This is a genomic window from Thermaerobacillus caldiproteolyticus (assembly GCF_013761245.1).
Classification (GTDB): Bacteria; Bacillota; Bacilli; order Bacillales; family Anoxybacillaceae; genus Thermaerobacillus; species Thermaerobacillus caldiproteolyticus.
Genome location: NZ_JACDUT010000006.1, coordinates 167,670 through 189,323, shown reverse-complemented (window position 1 = coordinate 189,323; position 21,654 = coordinate 167,670). Strand labels below are relative to the sequence as shown.

The window sequence follows — 21,654 nt, the reverse complement described above, 5'->3', positions numbered from 1 at the left end:
AGAAGTCAGATCGCTAAATCGCGCTTCGAAAAGATAAGGATGGCCATTATATAGCTGATCATACCTAACGCAAATAAAAGAATGCATACAGGAAGAAGATCTGCATTTCCTTGAGCAATTTCTGCTGGCTGAAACGTCGCAAATAGAGAGATGTTTCTTAGCCATTCTACTTTCTCAGCCAATTTACCGACTAAATCGAAACAGTAGAATAAGAAAGTGACACCTGCTGATAAAGACAATGCCTGTTTTTCGTCATTGACAATGGCTGAAAAGAAGAAAGAATAGCCACTGATGGAAAAAAATAGTAGAAGACCAACAAGATTCATTTGGATAAATAACGAGCGATCAAGTGAGTAGTCGGAAACGAGCCACTCGGCACCAGCGATTCCAGCTATTGTTGTGATAAAAACAATTGTTACTATACCTGTTAAAAGGACAAGTGCTTGGGTAAAAGCGATTTTTTGCCGGGAATTCGGCGTTGCAAGCAAATACGCTATCGAACCGCGATCGATTAACCGCGCCATGAGCTGATTGGCTGTCATGATGCAGTAAATCGAAAGGATTAAAATGAAAAGTAAGCTATAATATTCTCCGGCGACAAATTCGGTCAGATTTCCCATGCCGGTATTCAAGCCAAATGCTTTGAGCCATTGCTCTGGCATTTGTTTTAATAACTTTTCCATTGCTTGTGAATCGGCAATGGACGGATATATCCCGACAATTAATAACAGATAAAAGGCAGAGCCGATGGAGTAACTCAATATGGTTTTGCCATGAACTTTTAGCATTTGCTTGTATAAGGCGAAATTCATCGCTCATCACCTCGCCGATCGTAATAATTCATAAAGATGTCTTCCAGACTTTGCACATGCACATCCATACTTTGAACGTTGTATTTGGCAAGTTCGCGGATAAATGTATCATAATTTCCTTGCACAGCGATCCGCACACGATTGCCGTTATGGCTGATAATGTCTAATGGTGATTGCAAAAGATCTTGAACCTCTGACTCAGATGTTAAGACGACATCAAATAGTTTTCGTTGCATCGATTGAAGTTCGTGAATATTTTTCACGGCAATGATTCGCCCATCTTTGATAATGGCAGCCCGGTCGCATGTTCTTTCAATCTCAGGAAAACTATGCGATGACATGAAAAACGTCTTTCCTTTTTTCTTTTCTTCAAGAACAATCTCAATAAACGTTTGTTGCATAAGCGGATCGAGACCGGATGTCGGCTCGTCAAGAATAATCACTTCGGGATCGTGCATAAACGCGGCAACGATTCCAACTTTTTGCTTCATTCCTTTTGACATTTTTCGTATTGGCGTGTGAACATCAAATTGAAGTCTTTCGATAAGTTCATCGCGGTATTTGAAGTTTTTCATTCCGCGCATTCCAGCTAGTAAGTTTAAAAATTCGAATCCTGTCATTCCTTCGAGGAACGAGATTTCACCGGGCAAGTATCCTATATGTTTCTGAACCGAGGATGCTTCGTTCCAACAATTGAAATTGTTAATTGATGCCGTCCCTTTTGTCGGCTTCATAAAGCCCATTAAATGTCTAATGGTTGTTGATTTGCCTGCACCGTTTGGTCCTAAAAAACCAAACACTTCACCTTTTTCGACAGTAAAGGTGATATCAAAAATTCCTTTGCCATTCGGAAAAACTTTTGTTAATCCTTGCAGTTGAATCATAATGTTCCACCTCCGAGGTGAAAATGAAATTTTTTATGATGGATATTTCATTTTTCATCATACGCTTTTATTATTTCATCGTCAATGAGTTTTGAAATATTTATTTATAATTATTTCATTAAATGTCATAATAGAAGTATAAAAAGGAGGAAGGTGGTACGATGAGCGGCTTTGCCAAGCGGACAGAAAGAAAAAAACAAGATATTAAACGAGCGACTTTAGAAATGTTAAAAGATACAGATCCGAAAAATATTAAAATCAGCGATATTGCCAAAAAAGCAAATGTGTCGCAAGTGACGATTTACAATCATTTTCACAGTAAGGAACAGCTGATCAGAGAAGTCATCATTGAATATCTCATTGAGCAAGTGGAGCAACGTGAACAATTTTTAAAAGCGGACCGTCCATTTCAAGAAAAAGTCGAATATATTATTTTCGAAAAGAAAAGGGCGATTCGACAAATTCGTGTAGATCTTTTTCAAAACTTGATGAAAGAAGATGAACAAATTCGGAACGTCGTAGAATCTTTATATCAAACCCGGATCATTCCGCTGTTTATCGAAATGGTCAAGGAGGCACAACAAAAACGAGAAATCGCCCCGAATATTTCGATCGACACACTGTTATTTTATTTAAAAATATGGAGAGAAATGGGGGATCGACTCCATCCATCTTTGTATGATGAACGGTTTACGGAAGAACTTGCTCGTTTATTTTTCTATGGGGTGAAGGGGGCGGACTGTCATGAGTGCTGAACTCCTAGCCAAGCAACAACAATATTTTCGCACCGGAGAAACGACGAGTGTTAAATTTCGCCTAAAGCAGCTGAAAAAGCTAAAAGAGACAATTGAATCATACGAAGAACAAATCATGGAAACATTGTATGAGGAATTGCGAAAATCACCGCTTGAAGCATATAGCATGGAAATTGGTTTCGTATATAAGGAAATCCGCTTTATGATGAAGCATTTGCGAAAATGGACAAAGCCGAAGCGGGTAAAAACGCCGCTGACACATTTGGGGGCGAAAAGTTTTCTTTACCCGGAACCATATGGAGTGAGCCTCATTATCGCTCCTTGGAATTATCCGTTTCAGCTTGCAATCGCTCCGTTAGTGGGGCCATCGCTGCAGGAAATTGTGCAATTGTGAAGCCATCAGAGTATACGCCGAAGATGTCGGCACTTTTGAAAAAAATCATTTCTAAGGCGTTTGATGAGCAGTATGTGGCGGTCGTGGAAGGGGGAGTTGACGTCAGTACGGAACTATTAAAGTTGCGCTTTGATCATATTTTTTTCACCGGAAGCGTTCCGGTTGGAAAAATCGTGATGGAAGCGGCGAGTCGACATCTCACTCCGCTAACGCTTGAATTAGGGGGAAAGAGTCCTGCGATTGTCGATGAAACGGCGAACCTTGAACGGGCAGCAAAACGGCTGGTTTGGGGAAAGTTCGCGAATGCTGGGCAGACGTGTATCGCCCCTGATTATTTATTGGTGCACGAAGCGGTAAAAGAGCAGCTTCTTGAAAAGATGAAGCATTATATTCGGGAGTTTTACGGAGAACAGCCAGAAACAAGCGAGCATTATGCGAAAATCGTGAGCGAACGTCACACAAAACGGCTGGTTTCTTTTTTGCACCAAGGAACGATCGTACACGGTGGACGATATGAGATCGAACAGCGATGGATCGAACCGACCATCATCGAAGGGGTCTCATGGGATGATCCAATCATGCAAGAAGAAATTTTCGGACCGATTTTACCTGTATTTGCTTTTACGTCCATTGATGAAGCGATTGCGAGCATTCATCGTTATGAAAAGCCGCTTGCTTTGTATATATTTTCCGAAAATCACCGCGTTCAACAACACATAATCGAGCGCGTGAGCTTTGGCGGTGGCTGCATTAACGATACGCTTATGAATATTGCAACACCATACTTACCGTTTGGCGGCGTTGGTCAAAGCGGGTTTGGCGCTTATCATGGAAAGGCGAGTTTTGATGCATTTTCCCATTATAAAAGCGTTCTGAAACAAACGACAGCGTTAGATTTGTCAATTCGGTACCCGAATCATCCGAATGCGTTAAAATGGATGAAGCGGTTGTTAAAATAGTATGGAAAAAAGTTGGGCTCACTTTGTTTTAGAGGGAAGAAGACACCCTTGAATGAGGAAACCGATAGATGGAAACATCTCTTAGGGATTGTCGGGTGATACTCACAGCCGTTCTTTTGCCCATCAGCGCTTTCTTCAAATGTTTTATTCATTAAGGGACTAATATGAGCTTTGCCTAAAAACAAACTAAACCATGTTCTCACCGCATAATCCGAAAATAACCCTCCGGCTGATCCCGGTGTTATAACGGGGGATAATATTATTTTTATAGAAAGCATGATAGATTTTTGATTAAAATAAGAGTTGGATTGAATGAGGTGAGGAAATGATGAAGAAAAAAAGCCTTTCTGAATTGATAGAAGAATTGAGAGGTAATCCAAATGTCATATATTGGTATGAAATTGAACCACAAGAGGCGAAAACGGTTCCTATGCCGGACACGATCGATCAACGTCTTCGAAAAGCCTTAGAACAAAGAGGAATTGCTGCACTTTATACGCATCAATATTCTGCTTACGAAGCGATTCAAGAAGGGAAAAATATTGTAGCAGTTACCCCAACGGCTTCTGGGAAGACTCTTTGTTATAACTTGCCAGTTCTGCAGGCGATTGCTGAAGATGAGAACAGCCGAGCGCTTTACTTATTCCCGACAAAAGCACTTGCGCAAGATCAAAAAAGTGAGTTAAACGAAATTATTGAGGAAATTGGAATTCCAATTAATAGTTATACGTATGATGGAGATACAGCACCAAGTATCCGCCAAAAAATTCGTAAGGCAGGCCATATTGTTATTACAAATCCAGATATGCTTCATTCTGCGATTTTACCGCATCATACAAAATGGGTATCATTATTTGAAAATCTAAAATATGTGGTGATTGATGAGCTTCACACGTATCGCGGGGTATTTGGGAGTCATGTTGCCAATGTGATTAGGCGCTTAAAACGCATTTGTCGCTTTTATGGAAGCAATCCTCAGTTTATTTGCACATCAGCAACAATTGCCAATCCAAAAGAGCTTGCAGAAAATTTAACCGGAGAACCGATGGCTCTTATTGATAATAATGGGGCTCCTAGAGGGCGGAAGCATTTTGTTTTCTATAACCCACCTGTAATAAACAAGCCGTTAAACATTCGGAAAAGCGCCACAGTAGAGGTCAATCACCTCGCCAAAGAATTTTTGAAAAATCATGTCCAGACCATTGTTTTTGCGCGTAGCCGTGTGCGTGTAGAAGTCATTTTGAGCCATATTCAGGAACTTGTTAAGGATGAGCTAGGCCCTAAAACGATTCGTGGTTACCGTGGCGGGTATTTGCCAAAACAGAGGCGAGAAATTGAAAAAGGCTTGCGGAGTGGCGAGATTATAGGAGTCGTTAGCACAAATGCCTTAGAGCTTGGAGTCGATATTGGACAACTTCAAGTATGTATTATGACAGGATATCCGGGAACGGTCGCCAGTACATGGCAACAAGCTGGACGGGCTGGGCGAAGACATGGAGATTCGCTCATTATTATGGTGGCGAGTTCTGCCCCCATGGACCAATATATTGTACAGCATCCTGAGTACTTTTTTAATCGCTCCCCGGAATCGGCGCGAATTAATCCGGATAATTTAATTATTCTTGTTGATCATTTGAAATGTGCAGCATATGAATTACCCTTTCGCAAAGGGGAAAAATTCGGTCATATCGAAGTTGATGAAATCATGGAATTTCTTGCTGAGCAACGAGTGCTTCACTACAGTGGTGGGAAATGGCATTGGATGAACGAATCGTTTCCAGCGCATAATATTAGTTTACGTTCAGCATCGCAGGAAAATGTGGTCATTATTGATATTTCGAATACTGCAAATCATAAAGTGATAGGGGAAATGGACCGTTTTAGTGCGATGACTCTATTGCATGAGGAAGCGATTTACCTTCATGAAGGTGTGCAGTATCAAGTAGAGAAGCTGGATTGGGAAGAGAAAAAAGCGTATGTAAGGGAAGTGAATGTAGAATATTTCACTGATGCAAACCTCGCTGTCCAACTAAAGGTTCTCGAGGAAGATAAAGCAGAGGAAAGGAATTTTGTGCGTTTACATTATGGTGATGTTACTGTAAACGCTCTTCCGACGATATTCAAGAAGATCAAGTTAAGCACGTTCGAAAATATAGGCTCCGGCCCGATCCATTTACCTGAAGAGGAACTGCATACTAGTTCTACATGGATTGATTTTTCCGAAGATGTATTTCCTTTAGGTACTCAAACGATAGAACAAGTGCTAATGGGAATTTCGAATGTTTTAAGTAATTTAGTTCCTGTATTTGTCATGTGTGATCGTGGAGATGTACATGTCGTACCGCAAATCAAAGCAGCTCATTCTGGTTTGCCAACGATCTTTTTGTATGACCGCTATCCGGGCGGTATTGGGTTATCAGAAGAAGTGTTTAAGCGTTATGATGAAATCATGAGGGAAGTTAAAAAAGTGATTGAAAGCTGTCCATGCGATAAGGGATGCCCTTCCTGCATTGGGGTTATAGAAGAAGCAACTGATAATATTAAGCAAACCATTTTAGCGTTTTTGGATAAGCTTGTATAAAAGAGCAATATGTGTGTTTGTGCTATACCTCATCCATAAACAGATGTGTTACATTTGTTGACTGCTTTAAATTAAGCAATGAGAGGGTTAGATGATGTCGATTAAACATAAGTTAGCAAGATTGAAAGGGCATATAGCTAGAAATGAGCCGACTCATCAAGATGAAACACAAGTGTCATCTCCCGCAAAAACGGGAGATGAGACCATTCCATATTTTGAGCGTTGGCTCGATTTTGGCGTTAAGCCGTTCTTTTTTGATGGTGAATATTGTCTTATTCGCGAAGTCGTCTATCCGCTAGACTACCGACATGGTCAATATCATCTCGGTGAATTACATGATGTTTGTAGTATGTGGCAGCAGGCTCCCTTTACTCACCCGCTTTCAAGCAAAGGGCACGAAGTCAGTGACTTATTTTTCTTTGATACAGAAACGACCGGACTTGGAAGCGGGACAGGGCATGTCATTTTTTTGCTTGGCCATGCCCGCGTTTATTCCGATCGTGTAGTTGTTCGTCAGCATTTTTTGCCAAATCCGGGGGCGGAGATCGCTCTCTATCAAAGTTTTTTATCGGAAGTCGATTATACGACATTGGTCACGTATAATGGAAAAGCGTTCGATTGGCCGAAACTGAAAACGCGCCATACGCTCATTCGTGACACGGTACCGAAATTGCCGGCATTTGGCCATTTTGACTTATACCATGCGGCACGAAGAATGTGGAAACAGAAGCTTGAATCGGTTCGATTAGCGAATGTGGAAAAAGAAATTCTTGGGATTGAGCGCGAACATGATATTCCGGGCTTTTTAGCGCCGATGATGTATTTTGATTTTCTCTCCACACCACATCCAGAGCGAATTTTCGGAGTGCTCCAACATAATGAGATGGATATATTGTCGTTAATAACCCTCTATATTCATCTTTCTAAACAAATTTTAGAAGCGAACGAGATGGGGGGCACGCTTGAACAATTCGAGACAGCTCGCTGGTTTGCTGCTTTAGGTGAAATAAATGCGGCGAAGGAAGTGTACGAACACGTCGCCGAAAGTGATATGCAAGAATCCATAAAAGCGAAATGGAATTTATCGCTTCTTTACAAAAAGGAAAAAAGATACGAAGAGGCGGTGGAAATCTGGAAGGATTTATTCCAACATAGCAACGACTCGCTGAAAATGAAGGCAGCAACCGAATTAGCGAAAGCGTATGAACATTATTTCCGCAAGATAGAAGAAGCGTACAACTATGCCATCCAGTCTTATGAGATATGGAAATCGCTCGTTCGCACTTATAAACAAAAAGATGAGGAGCAGGAATACGAGTTGATCAAGCGAATCAATAGGCTCAAACGGAAAATGAAAACATAACTATTTCCTCGGAAAGCGCAAAATACGACAGAAAATAGAGAAAATTTTGTTTTTATAGATGAAACTTGTAGAAAAAACAAAAAATATGTACAATTATGTTTTGGGAATAGAACGTGAAAACGAAAGCAATGGACGGAGAGAAGAACGATGAGGAGCATGTATAAGAAAATTTTCTACTTGTTTTTTGTTGTCGTTTGCCTAACTGCGGTTGTATTTACAAATTTAACGTGAAGGAAGCTTGTATTTGGCACTTGGGATGCCCATTCATAGACATCTATGGGAAAAATGGGTATCTATACTAGTACGAGTCCGCTCCTTTCATCATAGGCTAGTATTGTAAAGAACAGCTTATGATAAAGAAAGGAGAAATCGATATGCATTGCAGACCACATGTTGTGGCACCGATTGTTCATCCACCAAAATGTTGTGAACAACATTATTTCGATGCAACGGTTGTGCCACATATTCATCCATCTCACACAACCCATGTGAACCATCATATTTTTCAACATCAACATTATTTCCCGCACACCGAATCGGTTGTGAATGAGGTAGCGAACCAACATTTCCATTGCGGTGTCCCTGCTCCGTTTCCATGGGGCTACTAAACCGCGATAAAACAGGAACTGAATCATCAGTTCCTGTTTTACTATATGTTATAAATAAAAGGAGAGACACCTTTGGTTAAAGTGCTTGCCGTGACAGGTTATAAACCATATGAATTAGGTATTTTTACAAATGATCATCCTGCCGTTTTTTACATAAAAAAAGCGGTCGAAAAGCGTCTTCTTTCACTTATCGACGAAGGTTTGGAGTGGGTGGTAATCAGCGGACAATTGGGCGTTGAGCTTTGGACAGCAGAGGTCGTGTATGACTTACAAGCGACATATTCGCATTTACAATTGGCTGTACTTACGCCATTTCTAAATCAAGAAGAACGATGGAGCGAAACAAATCGAGAATATTATGAATGGATTGTTTCGCAAGCTGATTTTGTTGACAGTATTACAAAGCGACCGTACGAAAGTCCTGCTCAGTTTCGGATGAAAAATGAATGGATGGTGCGAAAAAGCGATGGGTTACTCATCGTCTATGACGAGGAAAAAGAAGGAACGCCGAGATATATGCTAGAAGTTGCAAAGAAAAAAGAAAAATACGTCATTTTTCCCATTACTTTTGCGGATTTGCAAGCTATCATAGAAGAAGCGCAAGCAGATGAGTCGCAAATTGACAATCGTTTTGATTTCTGAAAAAATAAAGAAAAAGATAGCGGAACTGGAATTGGGGTGAAGAACTATGTTAGCGGGTCGCATTAAGTTAACAGCGAAAGACATTTTAGAAAAAGAGTTTAAAGTGAGCATGAGGGGGTACAATCAAGACGAGGTTGATCAATTTTTAGATATCATTATTAAAGACTATGAAACGTTTCAGCAGGAAATCGAGGAACTGCAGCAAGAAAATATGCGCTTAAAACGCCAAATCGAAGAGCTACAAAAGCGCCCATCGACACAAGCGGGGACAACGAATTTTGATATTTTACAGCGGTTGTCCAATTTAGAAAAGCATGTGTTTGGCAACAAACTTTATGATTGACGGTACATAGTCGGAAAATTTCCCATTGAACTGAACGGAAAAATCGACTATACTACAATATGCAGACGGCGTTAATAATGTTCGGGTAATCGCTGCGACAATTGTTTGTCGTAGAGGAAAGTCCATGCTCGCACGGTGCTGAGATGCCCGTAGTGTTCGTGCCTAGCGAAACAATAAGCTAGGGCAGTCTGGCGCAAGGCTGGGCTGACGGCGGGGAAAGAACCTACGTCCTTAACAGGATATGGTTCGATTACCCTGAAAGTGCCACAGTGACGGAGCTCTAAGGGAAACCTTAGAGGTGGAACGCGGTAAACCCCACGAGCGAGAAACCCAAATGATGGTAGGGGCACCTTCCCGAAGGAAATGAACGGAGGGAAGGACAGATGAAGTTTTCATCTGTAGATAGATGATTACCGCCGGAGTACGAGGTGATAAGCCGCTTGCAGTACGAAGGTACAAAACATGGCTTACAGAACATTATTAACGGCCGATATAGTATGATGAAAAGCTCTCCTGCATAGAGGGAGAGCTTTTCGCATTTTTATTACATCAACGGGGAAACATGTTTATACTACATATAGACAACATGAAGGATTAGGTGACGAATATGGGAAATATAACATTGATCGCGACAGCAGCAATGGGAATCGAGTCGATTGTAGCCGACGAAGTACGCCGCCTCGGTTACGAATGTCAGGTGGAGAACGGAAAAGTGACGTTTGAAGCCGATGAGTTAGCGATTTGTCGCGCTAATTTGTGGCTTCGTACCGCCGACCGCATCAAGCTCAAGGTCGGAGAATTTAAGGCAACATCGTTTGACGAGTTGTTTGAACAGACTAAAGCGCTTCCTTGGGCGGATTATATTCCGGTCAATGCCGAGTTTCCGGTCATCGGAAAATCCGTGAAATCGCAATTATTTAGCGTTTCGGATTGTCAAGCCATCGTCAAAAAAGCGATTGTAGAAAGCTTAAAGCAGCAGTATCGGGTATCATGGTTTGAAGAAAACGGTCCGCTCTATCGCGTTGAAGTGGCGTTGCATAAAGATATTGCGACACTTACGATCGACACAAGCGGCGCCGGCTTGCATAAGCGAGGCTACCGCGTTGCTCAAGGGGAAGCTCCATTAAAAGAGACGTTGGCTGCTGCTCTTATTCAATTAACGAATTGGACGCCGGATCGTCCATTTGTCGATCCGTTTTGCGGCTCTGGAACGATTCCGATCGAAGCAGCACTCATCGGTCAAAACATCGCCCCAGGGTTTAATCGCGAGTTTGCTTCCGAACAGTGGGAGTGGATCGGCAAGCGAACGTGGGAACAAGCGCGAGAGGAAGTGGAAGATTTAGCAAATTACGACCAGTCTCTCGACATTTACGGTTTTGATATCGACCACCGTATGGTAGATGTCGCCAAAGAAAATGCGCTTGAGGCAGGATTAAGCGATCTCATTACGTTTAAGCAAATGCAGGTGAAAGATTTTACCTCAAAAAAACAATATGGTGTTATTGTCGGCAATCCGCCGTATGGCGAGCGTCTAGGAGAACGGAAAGAAGTGGAACAAATGTATAAAGACATGGGAAAGACGTTCGCGAAATTGGATACATGGTCGATTTACATTTTAACGTCTCATAAAGAGTTCGAGAAGCATTACGGCAAAACAGCAACGAAACGTCGCAAACTGTTTAACGGTTTTATTGAAACACATTACTATCAATACTGGGGACCGCGGCCTCCAAAACATGATTATTGATTCATAAAAATGGACCACACTTGCCTGCAAGGAAGTGTGGTTTTTTTGTTGAATCGAAAAATACAAGAATGATCTCTCATTTCTTCGCATAGAATACAAATATTGTAAAGATGTTATTTTTCTGGAGAGGTGGTTTACGATGAGGCAACCGTCTGTTGATTTATTAAAGATCTCCCAAGCGCTCGACAACACCTATACTCTCTTAGAGCAGCATGATGTCGAAACGGAAAGGTTAAAACAAATTAAAATTGCTAAAGATGTATGGAAACAGGCATTTACATATGTATTGTCAAGTACATTTAGGGTATAACCGCTCGACATGATTAACGTGACGGTTCGTTGTTTGAAAAACCTTCTATGTTTTTAAGTACCGAGTCAAGCGGTTCGTTCCTTTTTATTGACTTCTGAGAAAATATCGATGATAATAATAATTTGTGACTCTTATTATTTTGGAGGTTTTTCAGACGATGAGCCGTGAGCGCTATCCTTTTACGTTAGAGAAAAACGAGAACTTTTTTGATAAATTAAACGAATGGATCGGTGATGTCTTTTACGACATTTTACCGGAAGCAGGATTCGAATTGCGGGACGAGCAAGTATATATGGCGTTTCAGTTAGAGCGTGCTTTTAAAGAGAAAAAGGTTATGTTTGCTGAAGCAGGGGTAGGGACTGGAAAAACAATTGTGTATTTGCTATATGCCATTTGTTATGCGCGTTATACGGGAAAACCGGCGATTATTGCCTGTGCCGATGAAACCCTCATTGAACAGTTAGTGAAAAAAGAAGGAGATATTGCAAAACTATCGCGAATTTTGAATTTACATATCGATGTGCGTTTAGCCAAATCACCAGACCAATACTTATGTTTAAATAAGCTCGATGAAGCCTTGCTTCACGATGACGACATTGAGCTTTATGAACAGATTTTTGATGAGCTTCCTGCCTTTGTTCATGATAACAAAACGTTGCAGGCGTTCCACCATTACGGCGATCGAAAGGAATATGCCCATTTAAGCGATGAACAATGGAAAAAAATCGCGTGGGATCCGTTTCAAGATTGCTTTACATGTGAAAAGAGACATCGCTGCGGACAAACGTTGTCGCGTGAACATTACCGAAAAGCAGCTGACTTAATTGTTTGTTCGCATGATTTTTACATGGAACACGTCTGGACCTATGAAGCGCGCAAACGGGAAGGACAACTTCCACTCTTGCCGGAAGCGAGCTGTGTCGTGTTTGACGAAGGGCATTTATTAGAGTTTGCTGCGCAAAAAGCATTGACGTATCGCATGAAAGAAGCGACGTTAGAGACGTTATTAACGCGCTTATTAGAAAACGATATCCGAGAAGAGCTTGCTTATTTAATTGAAGACACGTTACAAATCAGCGACCGCTTTTTTGCTGAGCTTTTAGCATGTTCTACCGAGGTTGCCGGGTCAAACCGGCAAGAAATTACATTTTCTCCGGAACTTGTTCGCCTTGCGAAACAGCTGCACGGAAAAATCGGCGAGATTGGTAACGAGCTTGTGTTTGAAAGTGAGACGTATACGATCGATCATTACCAGCTAAATATTGTCGATGAATATTTAGATCAAATCGAACATTCATTGCATCTTTTCATTCATAACCGTGAAGCGATTACGTGGTTAGAAGCGTCTGACGAAGGAAAGACGCTTGTCATTATGCCGCGTACTGTACAAGAAGTATTGCGCGAAAAAGTGTTCAGCAAGCGAATGCCGTTTATTTTCTCATCAGCGACATTATCGAATCGCAAATCATTTACATACATTGCCGAAAGCTTAGGGATCGATGAGTATTTATCGTTTAGCGTCGATTCACCGTTTGATTATGACGAGCAAATGACGATTTATATGCCGACGTTTTCAAATGACGAAACGCTATTTTCGCAAAAATATAACTACGCTTTACAAAAAATACGCGAAACACAAGGTCGAGCGCTTATTTTGTTCCCATCGAGACAAGAATTACAACAATTCAAGGCAGTCGCTTCTCAAGAGAGCGAATTTTCCTTTTTGTTTGAAGGAGACCGCGAAATTAGTGAACTCGTGGCTACGTTCCAAGCTGAAGAAGAAACGATTTTATGTGCTGAGCATTTATGGGAAGGACTCGATATCCCAGGACCGTCGCTATCGAACGTCATCATTTGGTCGCTTCCATATCCGCCGAATGATCCAGTGTTTCAGGCGAAACGAAAAGCGTATGACAACCCGTTTTGGGATGTTGACGTTCCGTATATGTTATTGCGGTTACGCCAAGGGGTGGGCCGCCTCATCCGCACCCATGAAGACCGTGGAATCGTTTCGATTTTTATCACAAATGATGAACATGAAAAAGTCATTGAAGCGGTAAAAGATGTGTTGCCGACGGATGTTAGGGAAGAATAATATTCTTCCCTCTTTTTGTCATAAAAAAAGAGGAGATTGGTGTTTTCAATGGAATTATATATGTGGCGAACGAAGCGATAGGGGGATGAGTCATGATCAAAAATATAGAGCAGCAATTTTTACATTATGTGAAAAAAATGATGAGTTACAATGAAGCCATTCAATTGATGTATTGGGATATGCGAACAGGAGCGCCGAAAAAAGGAATTGAGCAACGCTCCGAAGTAATCGGTGTTCTTTCCCACGAAGTGTTTAAAATGTCGACATCTGAAGAGATGGCAGCATATATTGCGAAACTTTCGCCAAGAGATGTGCAAGAACAACTATCTGAAGTTGCTCGCTATACGCTTGCGGAATGCAAAAAAGAATATGAACGAAATAAAAAAATTCCGGCGGACGAATATAAAGAGTATGTCGTGTTACAATCGAAAGCGGAGAGCGTGTGGGAAGAGGCGAAAGCGGCGTCCGATTTTGCGATGTTTCGCCCGTATTTAGAGAAACTAGTGGAGTTTAATAAAAAATTTGTTGAATATTGGGGATACAATGGAAATCCGTACAATACGCTGTTAGATTTATATGAACCTGGAATCACCGTTGATGTGTTAGATGAGGTATTTGCGAAATTACGGGAGCGCATTGTCCCGCTTGTGAAAGCGGTAGTTGCTTCACCGCACAAACCGGAAACGTCGTTTTTATTTCACCCGTTTCCGAAAGAGAAGCAGCGGGCGTTTAGCCTGAAATTGTTGCGCGAACTCGGTTATGATTTTGCGGCGGGCCGCTTAGATGAAACCGTCCATCCGTTTGCGATTGGGCTTAATCCAAACGATGTTCGCATTACGACTAGATACGATGAGCGCGATTTCCGCACAGCGCTGTTTGGAACGATTCATGAGTGCGGTCATGCTTTGTATGAGCAACATATTTCTAAAGAGCTCATCGGTACCCCGTTATGTACAGGAACATCAATGGGCATTCACGAGTCACAGTCATTATTTTATGAAAACTTCATCGGCCGCCATTATTCATATTGGAAACGAAATTATCCGCTTTTACAGCAATATGCGCCAGAACAATTTGCGAACGTACCGCTCGATGAGTTTTATCGCGCGATTAATGAAGCGAAACCGTCGCTCATTCGCATTGAAGCCGACGAATTAACATATCCGTTACATATTATGATTCGTTACGAAATTGAAAAAGGGCTATTCAATGGAACGATTGAAGTGAAAGACTTGCCAGATATTTGGAATGATAAGTATGAAGAATATCTCGGCATTCGTCCCGACAATGATGCGGTTGGCGTCTTGCAGGATGTGCATTGGTCGGGAGGAAGCTTCGGTTATTTTCCTTCCTATGCTCTTGGCTATATGTATGCCGCGCAATTAAAAAACGCGATGATTAAAGACCTTCCTCATTTTGATGAGTTACTAGAAAGAGGGGAGTTGCTCCCGATTCGCGAATGGCTAACGGCCAACGTTCATCGCTTTGGCAAAACAAAAAAGCCGCTTGATATTTTGCAAGAAGCGACCGGTGAAGGATTGAATGCCGACTATCTTATTCAATACTTAGAAGAAAAATATAAAGCGATTTATCGGTTATAAACGAAATCCCCTCCTTGTTCGGGAGGGGATTCACTTCTACCATAGCTTATAACCTTTTGAACCCGGAGGAGCGTTTTGAATCATATCGATAAACGGAATGGTGTAAGCAATTAAAATAAGTACGACAGTAATACCGATCCAAAGCTTCCAGTTTTCTAACACAAGCGGTGTACGTTCTGTGCTTTCAGCGGCTTCGCCAACAGGGAACTCTGTTTCTCCTTTTGGTGCAAAGAATGCCAAGTTGGTTACAATGACAAGTACTAAGATAATACCGATGAATAAAATTGTTCCACCGACTGCTTGTGCAATCTGATATGGAATCCATTCAAGCGCTTGTGGCGAGTTTCCGTATGTGGAAAAAGCGGAACGACGCGGCGCGCCAAGCAGACCAGCAAAGTGCATCGAACCGGACATAAAGCACATCCCAACAGCCCATACTACCGTTTGGATGATTGCTAATCGATTCATTGCTTTTGTCATCACTCGTCCGCTTAAATGCGGAATGAGCCAATATGCTGCACCGAAGAAGGTGAGAACGACCGTTGTTGCTATTGTTAAGTGGAAATGCCCAGTAACCCAAACCGTATTATGCACGACTTGGTCTAACTGGTGAGAAGCATTGATAATTCCGCCGGCACCGGCAGGAATAAAGAATACCATTCCTACAAACGGTGCGAAGAAACGCGCATCTCCCCAAGGAAGTTTACGCAACCATCCGAAAAGTCCTGTAGTACCTTTTGAACGACCGTACATTTCAAAAGTCGCAAACATCGAGAAAGCGGTCATTAAAGATGGAATTACGACCATAAACGTTAAAACAACCTGTACATATTTCCAAAAAGGCTCAATTCCTGGCTCCAATAATTGATGGTGGAATCCGACTGGAATTGAGAAAATCAAGAATAAAATGAACGCTAAACGAGCTAGTGAGTCAGAGAAAATTTTTCCACCTATGACTTTTGGAATGACCACATACCATATCATATAAGCCGGTAGTAACCAGAAATAGACAAGCGGATGTCCAAAATACCAGAACAATGTCCGGCTGACTAATATGTTAATTCGATCGACAAGACCTAAAGACCAAGGTAATAATTGAATAAGAACAGTTGCCGCAACGCCTAATGTGCAGACTAGCCATAAAACCATGTTCACAACAGCCATAAAGGTGAGAAGAGGGCTTACTTGGCCTGGATGTTCTTTTTTCCATTTCATATAATGCGCGAACATCGCAAAGCCGCTCATCCAGCTTCCGACAACGACAAGTGTTAAACCAAGATAAAAGCCAGGATGTGCTTGTAAGGGTGCATAAAATGTGTAAAGAACAGAAGCTTGACCTGTTAAAATGAAGAAAGCGGTCATTGCCGTACCAAACGTCATTGTCCAAAAGCCGATCCAACCCCAAAAACGGACGCGATCGGAAAACGTACCGGCTGTTCGGCTTATCGCGGCAAATTGGAAGCCGATAATAAAGAATGTTGTTAATACAAGCCCAAGCAATACACCATGTGTTGTTAAAATCGTATAGTAGCTAATGTTGGCTGGAAGCGTAAACTTTCCAGAACGCACTAACGTTTGTAATAAACCGGCTAATCCCCCTAATCCTAATGCGATAAATGCGACGTAAATATGTGCTAATGCTAATCTCGCATCGCGACGATCCACTTTCAATGTTTCATTCATTGTTTATCCACCACCTTAATTCTTGCCGTCATCATATGGTGGCCGGCACCGCAATATTCGTTGCATAAAATGGTATATTCCCCGGTTTTATCAAAGGTTTTTGTGAATGAATTCACATATCCGGGCTCAACCATCATATTAATATTTGTTCCTACGACTTCAAAGCCGTGGATGACGTCTTTTGATGTGACATTGATCGTAACTTTTGCTCCTTTTGGGATTTCCACTTGGTTCGGTGTATAAGCAAATGCGGAAGCAACAATGTTAAGCTGGTATTCATTATCCCCTGTTTTTACTAACCCCGGCTTGTTAAATGGCGGAGTTTGATCTACTTTCTCAGGGTCGATCGTTGTTAAACAGCTTGGAGGCTGGTTGCCTTCGGCGAATGCGCTTACTCCAACAATTGTTAGAAACACAAATAAGCAGCCAATTCCGAACACGAGCCAAACTTTTTCATATTTATGCATATGCATATCGCCTTTTCTCTCCTTTCATTTATAGACGATGTAAAAACAAGAAATAGACGCTAACCCATGTGAAAATAAGGAAAAAACCGAGTAAAAAAACAGAGGTGAGTGTTCCTTTTAATGATGTTTGTTCTTCTGATACTCTGACGTTTGTCTTTGAGTGGTGTAGCTCTGTTTTTGCCATCCTCCCATACCCTCCTTTCTGAATCCCCCAGAACTTTCTACACTTTTATCATACAAAACTAGTTAGAAAATGGTAGGAGCGTTTTACCATTTCACAAATTGTTCATTCCTTACTTTGTCACTATCATAACAGTAAAAAATTGATACGACAGTGATTTTCGCCGCATGAAGCCGCAAAAACTTGTGAAAATATTGTGAACGTCTGTCTTAGGAAAGGAATGATGATGAGGAGATAGAAAACGAACTATGATGTGTTTTTTTATATAATTGTTCGTGTTTTTTGAAAAAACTCTTTCCAAATTCAGAAAACCATGCTATACTGCTAGTAACTTTATATAGCTGACTCACTCATATAATTGCAGGAATATGGCCTGCAAGTCTCTACCGGTCGACCGTAAATCGACCGACTATGAGTGGCAATGTCAGAAACGGTTGGGTGAGGTTGACGTTTATGGCCCCAGTGTCTCAGTGAAGTGGCGTCAATCATTGCCCGTTTACGGCTTAAAAGACATTGCCTGACTCATGCATGAGTGAGGTCGGTGTTTTTTAAGCTTTTTTATTTTTAAAGGAGGAACAACATGCGTGAACTGATTGAAAAAATTGTAGAAGAAGGGGAAGTTCTTTCCGAGCACGTTCTCAAAGTGGATCGCTTTTTAAATCATCAAGTTGATCCGGTGCTGATGAAGCGGATTGGGGAAACATTTGCAAAAACGTTTCAGAACGAGAGTGTTACGAAAGTCTTGACGCTTGAATCATCGGGTATTAGTCCAGCGCTGATGACAGCGTATGCGTTAAGGGTGCCTCTTTTGATTGCCCGAAAACGGAAGTCATTAACGCTACAAAACGACTTATATACAGCGAAGGTTTATTCGTTTACGAAACAGGAAGAAATAGAAATTTCTGTTTCGCGATCATTGCTTCATGAAGATGACCACGTCGTTATCATTGATGATTTTTTAGCTAATGGCCAAGCGGCTTTAGGGTTAACAGAAATAGTAAAACAAGCGAATGCAAAAGTGGCTGGCATTGGGATTGTTATTGAAAAAGCGTTCCAAGACGGGGGAACATTATTACGGAATCGCGGTTTTCGCGTTGTATCACTTGCGCGCATTGCTTCCCTGCAAGGTGGAAAGGTGCAATTTGCAGAAGAGGTGGTGTGCCCATGAACCCGATGAAGCTATTCTCTTTAGGACTTCAGCATGTCCTTGCCATGTACGCGGGAGCGATTATTGTTCCTCTTATCGTCGGCAGCGCACTAAAACTGTCGACAGAACAACTTACATATCTTGTGGCAATTGATTTGTTCATGTGCGGAATCGCGACATTGCTTCAAGTGTGGAAAAATCAGTTTTTTGGCATTGGTCTTCCGATTGTGCTGGGTTGTACGTTTACCGCTGTAGGTCCGATTATTGCCATTGGTCAACACTATGGGATGTCCGCTGTATACGGAGCGATTATCGCTGCAGGAGTATTTGTTGTTATCGTCGCCAAATATTTTAGTAAGCTGCGTACGTTTTTCCCGCCGATTGTGACCGGTTCTGTCGTGACCGTGATTGGGCTTACTCTCATTCCTGCGGCGATGAATAATATGGCAGGAGGACAAGGGGCAAAAGATTTTGGAGATATCAGCAATATTGCTCTTTCGTTCGGTGTGTTGTTATTTATTATCTTTTTATACCGCTTTTTTACTGGATTTATTCGTTCGATTGCAATTTTACTCGGCATGGTGGCGGGGACGATTGTAGCAGCGTGGATGGGAAAAGTGGATCTAAGCGCCGTAAGTGAAGCTTCGTGGTTCCATATGCCTCGATTATTTTATTTTGGCATGCCGATGTTTAATATAACCGCCATATTAACGATGATTTTAGTCGCAACAGTCAGTCTCGTCGAGTCAACAGGTGTTTATTTTGCCTTGAGCGATATTTGTAAACGTCCGTTGACGGACAAGGATTTAGCGAACGGTTACCGTGCGGAAGGATTAGCGATTATCTTGGGCGGATTATTCAATGCATTTCCATACACGACGTATTCGCAAAACGTCGGCCTTCTTCAGCTATCCGGAGTAAAGACGCGCCAAGTGATTTATGTTGCCGGAGCCATGCTCGTCGTGCTTGGATTGATTCCGAAAATCGCGGCGATGACAACGATCATCCCGGCTCCGGTACTAGGCGGAGCGATGGTAGCAATGTTCGGGATGGTCATCGCATACGGAATAAAAATGTTAAGCTGCGTCGAATTTACATCTCAGGAAAACTTATTTATCATTGCTTGTTCGGTCGGCATGGGGCTTGGGGTGACAGCTGTTCCTAATTTATTTGCGGAGTTACCGTCAAGCATAAGAATTTTAACAGATAACGGCATTGTTGCAGGCAGTGTCACCGCGATCCTCCTTAACATTGTCTTTAACGTGTTACCGGCGAAAAAAAGAGTGCAATCTGTTCCATCGCTTCATGAACAACAGGTTTCATAATGATCTATATATCCGTTTTCTTTGTATCATGAACTAATGGAAGTATTTGCATAACTGTGATGATAAAGGGAATATTAGCTGTAAGCAGTGATTGGAAAGAATTGAGGTGTTATTATGCCAGCTATTGTTTCTGTTGGAACAGCGTCATTGCCTTACAAAGTGAAGCAGGAAGACGTTCGCGGATATACGAAACAACTATTTGAGCACTCATTTCCACATATTGATCGATTGCTCAACATCTTTGAAAACGGTGAAATTGAATCGCGATATTTCGTTCAACCGCTTGAGTGGTATCAAGAAAAACATCGGTTTTCCGAAAAAAATGATTTATATATAAAAAGCGCCGTTCACTACAGTTGTGAAGCGATACAACGCTGTTTGCAAAATACAACGCTTTTAGTGAGACCTATTTCTTACGATGAAATTGAAGCGATCTTTTACATATCGACAACCGGGTTGGCAACTCCCAGCATTGAAGCACGAATTATGAATATGCTCCCTTTTTCACCGCATACAAAGCGAATCCCGATTTGGGGATTAGGGTGTGCAGGGGGAGCGGCTGGATTAGCGCGTGCGTATGAGTATTGTCTCGCCTTTCCAAATGCCAAAGTGCTTGTGATCGCAGCAGAGTTTTGCAGTTTAACGTTTCAGCCCCATGACGATTCGAAAAGCAATTTGATTGGCACGTCGCTGTTTGCTGACGGAGTAGCGTGTCTTTGTGTTGCCGGAGATGCCGCATTGGACGAGTGCATTCGACCGCGCATTGTAGCGACGCAATCAGTGCTGATGCCCGACTCAGAAGATGTGATGGGATGGGACATCCGCGATGACGGATTGTTCGTCGTTTTTTCGAAAGACATTCCGTCGCTAATTTGCTCATGGCTCAAACCGAACGTAGAATCGTTTTTACAGCAATACAACCTAGCGATGAGCGACATCGCTCACTTTATTGCTCATCCGGGTGGAAAAAAAGTGATTGCTGCTTATCAAGATGCATTTGGAATTGATGAGCAAAAAACAAAGGCATCATTTCAAGTTTTACGAATGTTCGGAAATATTTCGTCAGCCACGGTATATGTTGTGCTTGAACAGTTTATGAAAGCGTCAATTCAGCGCGGCGAATACGGGCTTATGGTCGCGCTCGGACCAGGATTTAGCGCTGAGCTCATTTTATTGCGATGGGAGTGAGGCTGATTGGTCTTTTATGCCTTTTTCTTTTTTATTGTTGGTGAGCGGCTTGTTGAGCTAGCGATCGCTAAGCGGAATGAGCGTGTATTGAAAGCGATGGGAGCAAAAGAATTTGGTGCTCGTCACTATCCGTGGATCGTGGCCATGCACGCATTGTTTTTCGTTTCGTTTTGGATCGAAGCCACATTAAAAGGGGGACAGCTTTCGCCATGGTGGCCGTTTCTTTTTAGTTTCTTTGCCGCTGTTCAAGGGTTACGCATATGGACACTTTGGTCGTTAGGGCGACTTTGGAATACGAAAATTCTAGTGCTGCCAAATGCTCATGTCGTCGTTAAAGGACCATATCGCTGGTTACGTCATCCGAATTATCTCATTGTCATCTTGGAAATGATTCTGATTCCCTTGTTATTTGAAGCGTATTGGACGGCGCTCATCTTTTCGGTGTTGAACGCCTTTTTATTATCGATTCGGATTTCTACCGAAGAACAAGCGCTTTCAGCGATGACCAATTACAAACATAAATTTCGTGATCGTCCACGTTTCTTTCCATTTCGTCCCGTCAAATAATT

General features: G+C 42.0%; 20 protein-coding genes, 1 other RNA gene, 1 pseudogene and 1 riboswitch. Of the genes and pseudogenes, 17 read left to right on the top strand and 5 right to left on the bottom strand.

The genetic code is table 11. The features are described from left to right. Positions 1 to 5: 5 nt before the first annotated feature. Together HNR31_RS11105 and HNR31_RS11100 are read right to left on the bottom strand one after the other, a co-directional pair. Positions 6 to 812: an ABC transporter permease subunit gene (locus HNR31_RS11105; RefSeq protein ID WP_181556298.1), complete on the bottom strand. Its 807-nt coding sequence runs from the start codon at positions 810 to 812 to the stop codon at positions 6 to 8. Next, positions 809 to 1,696, bottom strand: a complete 888-nt coding sequence (locus HNR31_RS11100) for an ABC transporter ATP-binding protein (RefSeq protein ID WP_181556297.1) — start codon at positions 1,694 to 1,696, stop codon at positions 809 to 811. Before HNR31_RS11100 ends, HNR31_RS11105 begins: the two co-directional genes overlap by 4 nt. Before the next feature lie 161 nt (positions 1,697 to 1,857). Here HNR31_RS11100 and HNR31_RS11095 point away from each other — a divergent pair, with 161 nt between their 5' ends. The 13 genes and pseudogenes from HNR31_RS11095 to HNR31_RS11040 all read left to right on the top strand — a co-directional run bounded on the left by HNR31_RS11095 (position 1,858) and on the right by HNR31_RS11040 (position 15,094). Further along, on the top strand, positions 1,858 to 2,451 hold the full coding sequence (locus tag HNR31_RS11095; protein WP_181556296.1) for a TetR/AcrR family transcriptional regulator: 594 nt from the start codon (positions 1,858 to 1,860) through the stop codon (positions 2,449 to 2,451). Continuing rightward, a pseudogene (locus HNR31_RS11090) lies at positions 2,441 to 3,804 on the top strand (aldehyde dehydrogenase). The gene HNR31_RS11095 and the pseudogene HNR31_RS11090 overlap by 11 nt, the downstream one beginning before the upstream one ends. Positions 3,805 to 4,132: 328 nt before the next feature. Further along, entirely contained in the window at positions 4,133 to 6,385 is a 2,253-nt protein-coding gene (locus tag HNR31_RS11085) for a DEAD/DEAH box helicase (RefSeq protein ID WP_181556295.1), read from the top strand. A gap of 100 nt (positions 6,386 to 6,485) precedes the next feature. Then, positions 6,486 to 7,748: a ribonuclease H-like domain-containing protein gene (locus HNR31_RS11080; protein ID WP_374058307.1), complete on the top strand. Its 1,263-nt coding sequence runs from the start codon at positions 6,486 to 6,488 to the stop codon at positions 7,746 to 7,748. A 156-nt stretch (positions 7,749 to 7,904) separates the two neighbouring features. Then, complete coding sequence (locus HNR31_RS18765; RefSeq protein WP_228485713.1) at positions 7,905 to 7,979, top strand: hypothetical protein; 75 nt, start codon at positions 7,905 to 7,907, stop codon at positions 7,977 to 7,979. Positions 7,980 to 8,122: 143 nt separating this feature from the next. Next, on the top strand, positions 8,123 to 8,356 hold the full coding sequence (locus HNR31_RS11075) for a CotD family spore coat protein (RefSeq protein ID WP_181556293.1): 234 nt from the start codon (positions 8,123 to 8,125) through the stop codon (positions 8,354 to 8,356). 72 nt (positions 8,357 to 8,428) lie between these two features. Continuing rightward, positions 8,429 to 8,998 (top strand): DUF1273 domain-containing protein, encoded by a 570-nt coding sequence (locus tag HNR31_RS11070; protein WP_181556292.1) that lies wholly within the window; start codon positions 8,429 to 8,431, stop codon positions 8,996 to 8,998. 46 nt (positions 8,999 to 9,044) lie between these two features. Next, the gene (gpsB, locus tag HNR31_RS11065; protein WP_181556291.1) at positions 9,045 to 9,341 is read left to right on the top strand and encodes a cell division regulator GpsB; all 297 of its coding nucleotides are present in this window, start codon (positions 9,045 to 9,047) and stop codon (positions 9,339 to 9,341) included. A gap of 77 nt (positions 9,342 to 9,418) precedes the next feature. Further along, an RNA gene (gene rnpB / locus HNR31_RS11060) (RNase P RNA component class B) lies at positions 9,419 to 9,816 on the top strand. A gap of 132 nt (positions 9,817 to 9,948) precedes the next feature. After that, a complete protein-coding gene (locus HNR31_RS11055; RefSeq protein WP_181556354.1) occupies positions 9,949 to 11,088 on the top strand; it encodes a THUMP domain-containing class I SAM-dependent RNA methyltransferase in 1,140 nt (379 codons plus the stop codon). A gap of 139 nt (positions 11,089 to 11,227) precedes the next feature. Beyond that, positions 11,228 to 11,398: a hypothetical protein gene (locus HNR31_RS11050; protein ID WP_181556290.1), complete on the top strand. Its 171-nt coding sequence runs from the start codon at positions 11,228 to 11,230 to the stop codon at positions 11,396 to 11,398. A gap of 157 nt (positions 11,399 to 11,555) precedes the next feature. Then, the gene (locus HNR31_RS11045) at positions 11,556 to 13,493 is read left to right on the top strand and encodes an ATP-dependent DNA helicase (protein ID WP_181556289.1); all 1,938 of its coding nucleotides are present in this window, start codon (positions 11,556 to 11,558) and stop codon (positions 13,491 to 13,493) included. 92 nt (positions 13,494 to 13,585) lie between these two features. Then, a complete protein-coding gene (locus HNR31_RS11040) occupies positions 13,586 to 15,094 on the top strand; it encodes a carboxypeptidase M32 (RefSeq protein ID WP_181556288.1) in 1,509 nt (502 codons plus the stop codon). 36 nt (positions 15,095 to 15,130) lie between these two features. Here the strand turns inward: HNR31_RS11040 and HNR31_RS11035 are convergent, their stop codons facing one another. Genes HNR31_RS11035 through HNR31_RS11025 form a run of 3 tightly spaced genes read right to left on the bottom strand, consistent with a single transcriptional unit; the run spans position 15,131 to position 17,428 of the window. Beyond that, on the bottom strand, positions 15,131 to 16,777 hold the full coding sequence (locus tag HNR31_RS11035; RefSeq protein ID WP_181556287.1) for a b(o/a)3-type cytochrome-c oxidase subunit 1: 1,647 nt from the start codon (positions 16,775 to 16,777) through the stop codon (positions 15,131 to 15,133). Further along, complete coding sequence (locus tag HNR31_RS11030; RefSeq protein ID WP_181556286.1) at positions 16,774 to 17,250, bottom strand: cytochrome c oxidase subunit II; 477 nt, start codon at positions 17,248 to 17,250, stop codon at positions 16,774 to 16,776. Before HNR31_RS11030 ends, HNR31_RS11035 begins: the two co-directional genes overlap by 4 nt. 22 nt (positions 17,251 to 17,272) lie before the next feature. Further along, positions 17,273 to 17,428, bottom strand: a complete 156-nt coding sequence (locus HNR31_RS11025; protein WP_181556285.1) for a cytochrome c oxidase subunit 2A — start codon at positions 17,426 to 17,428, stop codon at positions 17,273 to 17,275. 327 nt (positions 17,429 to 17,755) lie between these two features. Further along, positions 17,756 to 17,857: riboswitch (purine riboswitch) on the top strand. A gap of 148 nt (positions 17,858 to 18,005) precedes the next feature. Between HNR31_RS11025 and HNR31_RS11020 the strand changes: the two genes are divergently transcribed. The 4 genes from HNR31_RS11020 (at position 18,006) to HNR31_RS11005 (ending at position 21,652) form a co-directional block, all read left to right on the top strand. Beyond that, on the top strand, positions 18,006 to 18,593 hold the full coding sequence (locus tag HNR31_RS11020; RefSeq protein ID WP_181556284.1) for a xanthine phosphoribosyltransferase: 588 nt from the start codon (positions 18,006 to 18,008) through the stop codon (positions 18,591 to 18,593). Next, positions 18,590 to 19,897, top strand: coding sequence for a nucleobase:cation symporter-2 family protein (locus tag HNR31_RS11015; protein WP_181556283.1), 1,308 nt, complete (start codon positions 18,590 to 18,592; stop codon positions 19,895 to 19,897). The genes HNR31_RS11020 and HNR31_RS11015 overlap by 4 nt, the downstream gene beginning before the upstream one ends. Before the next feature lie 114 nt (positions 19,898 to 20,011). Next, on the top strand, positions 20,012 to 21,085 hold the full coding sequence (locus tag HNR31_RS11010) for a type III polyketide synthase (protein ID WP_181556282.1): 1,074 nt from the start codon (positions 20,012 to 20,014) through the stop codon (positions 21,083 to 21,085). Between the two features lie 6 nt (positions 21,086 to 21,091). Next, a complete protein-coding gene (locus HNR31_RS11005) occupies positions 21,092 to 21,652 on the top strand; it encodes an isoprenylcysteine carboxyl methyltransferase family protein (RefSeq protein WP_258561061.1) in 561 nt (186 codons plus the stop codon). The last annotated feature ends 2 nt before the right edge of the window (positions 21,653 to 21,654 follow it).

What these genes read in the sequence shown, in the direction of transcription:
- HNR31_RS11045 (WP_181556289.1), top strand. Translation starts at nt 11,556, where the DNA reads ATGAGCCGTGAGCGCTATCCTTTTACGTTAGAGAAAAACGAGAACTTT.
- HNR31_RS11100 (WP_181556297.1), bottom strand. Translation starts at nt 1,696, where the DNA reads ATGATTCAACTGCAAGGATTAACAAAAGTTTTTCCGAATGGCAAAGGA.
- HNR31_RS11030 (WP_181556286.1), bottom strand. Translation starts at nt 17,250, where the DNA reads ATGCATATGCATAAATATGAAAAAGTTTGGCTCGTGTTCGGAATTGGC.
- HNR31_RS11035 (WP_181556287.1), bottom strand. Translation starts at nt 16,777, where the DNA reads ATGAATGAAACATTGAAAGTGGATCGTCGCGATGCGAGATTAGCATTA.
- HNR31_RS11095 (WP_181556296.1), top strand. Translation starts at nt 1,858, where the DNA reads ATGAGCGGCTTTGCCAAGCGGACAGAAAGAAAAAAACAAGATATTAAA.
- gpsB (WP_181556291.1), top strand. Translation starts at nt 9,045, where the DNA reads ATGTTAGCGGGTCGCATTAAGTTAACAGCGAAAGACATTTTAGAAAAA.
- HNR31_RS11075 (WP_181556293.1), top strand. Translation starts at nt 8,123, where the DNA reads ATGCATTGCAGACCACATGTTGTGGCACCGATTGTTCATCCACCAAAA.
- HNR31_RS11010 (WP_181556282.1), top strand. Translation starts at nt 20,012, where the DNA reads ATGCCAGCTATTGTTTCTGTTGGAACAGCGTCATTGCCTTACAAAGTG.
- HNR31_RS11020 (WP_181556284.1), top strand. Translation starts at nt 18,006, where the DNA reads ATGCGTGAACTGATTGAAAAAATTGTAGAAGAAGGGGAAGTTCTTTCC.
- HNR31_RS11015 (WP_181556283.1), top strand. Translation starts at nt 18,590, where the DNA reads ATGAACCCGATGAAGCTATTCTCTTTAGGACTTCAGCATGTCCTTGCC.
- HNR31_RS11055 (WP_181556354.1), top strand. Translation starts at nt 9,949, where the DNA reads ATGGGAAATATAACATTGATCGCGACAGCAGCAATGGGAATCGAGTCG.
- HNR31_RS11105 (WP_181556298.1), bottom strand. Translation starts at nt 812, where the DNA reads ATGAATTTCGCCTTATACAAGCAAATGCTAAAAGTTCATGGCAAAACC.
- HNR31_RS11040 (WP_181556288.1), top strand. Translation starts at nt 13,586, where the DNA reads ATGATCAAAAATATAGAGCAGCAATTTTTACATTATGTGAAAAAAATG.
- HNR31_RS11025 (WP_181556285.1), bottom strand. Translation starts at nt 17,428, where the DNA reads ATGGCAAAAACAGAGCTACACCACTCAAAGACAAACGTCAGAGTATCA.
- HNR31_RS11085 (WP_181556295.1), top strand. Translation starts at nt 4,133, where the DNA reads ATGAAGAAAAAAAGCCTTTCTGAATTGATAGAAGAATTGAGAGGTAAT.
- HNR31_RS11050 (WP_181556290.1), top strand. Translation starts at nt 11,228, where the DNA reads ATGAGGCAACCGTCTGTTGATTTATTAAAGATCTCCCAAGCGCTCGAC.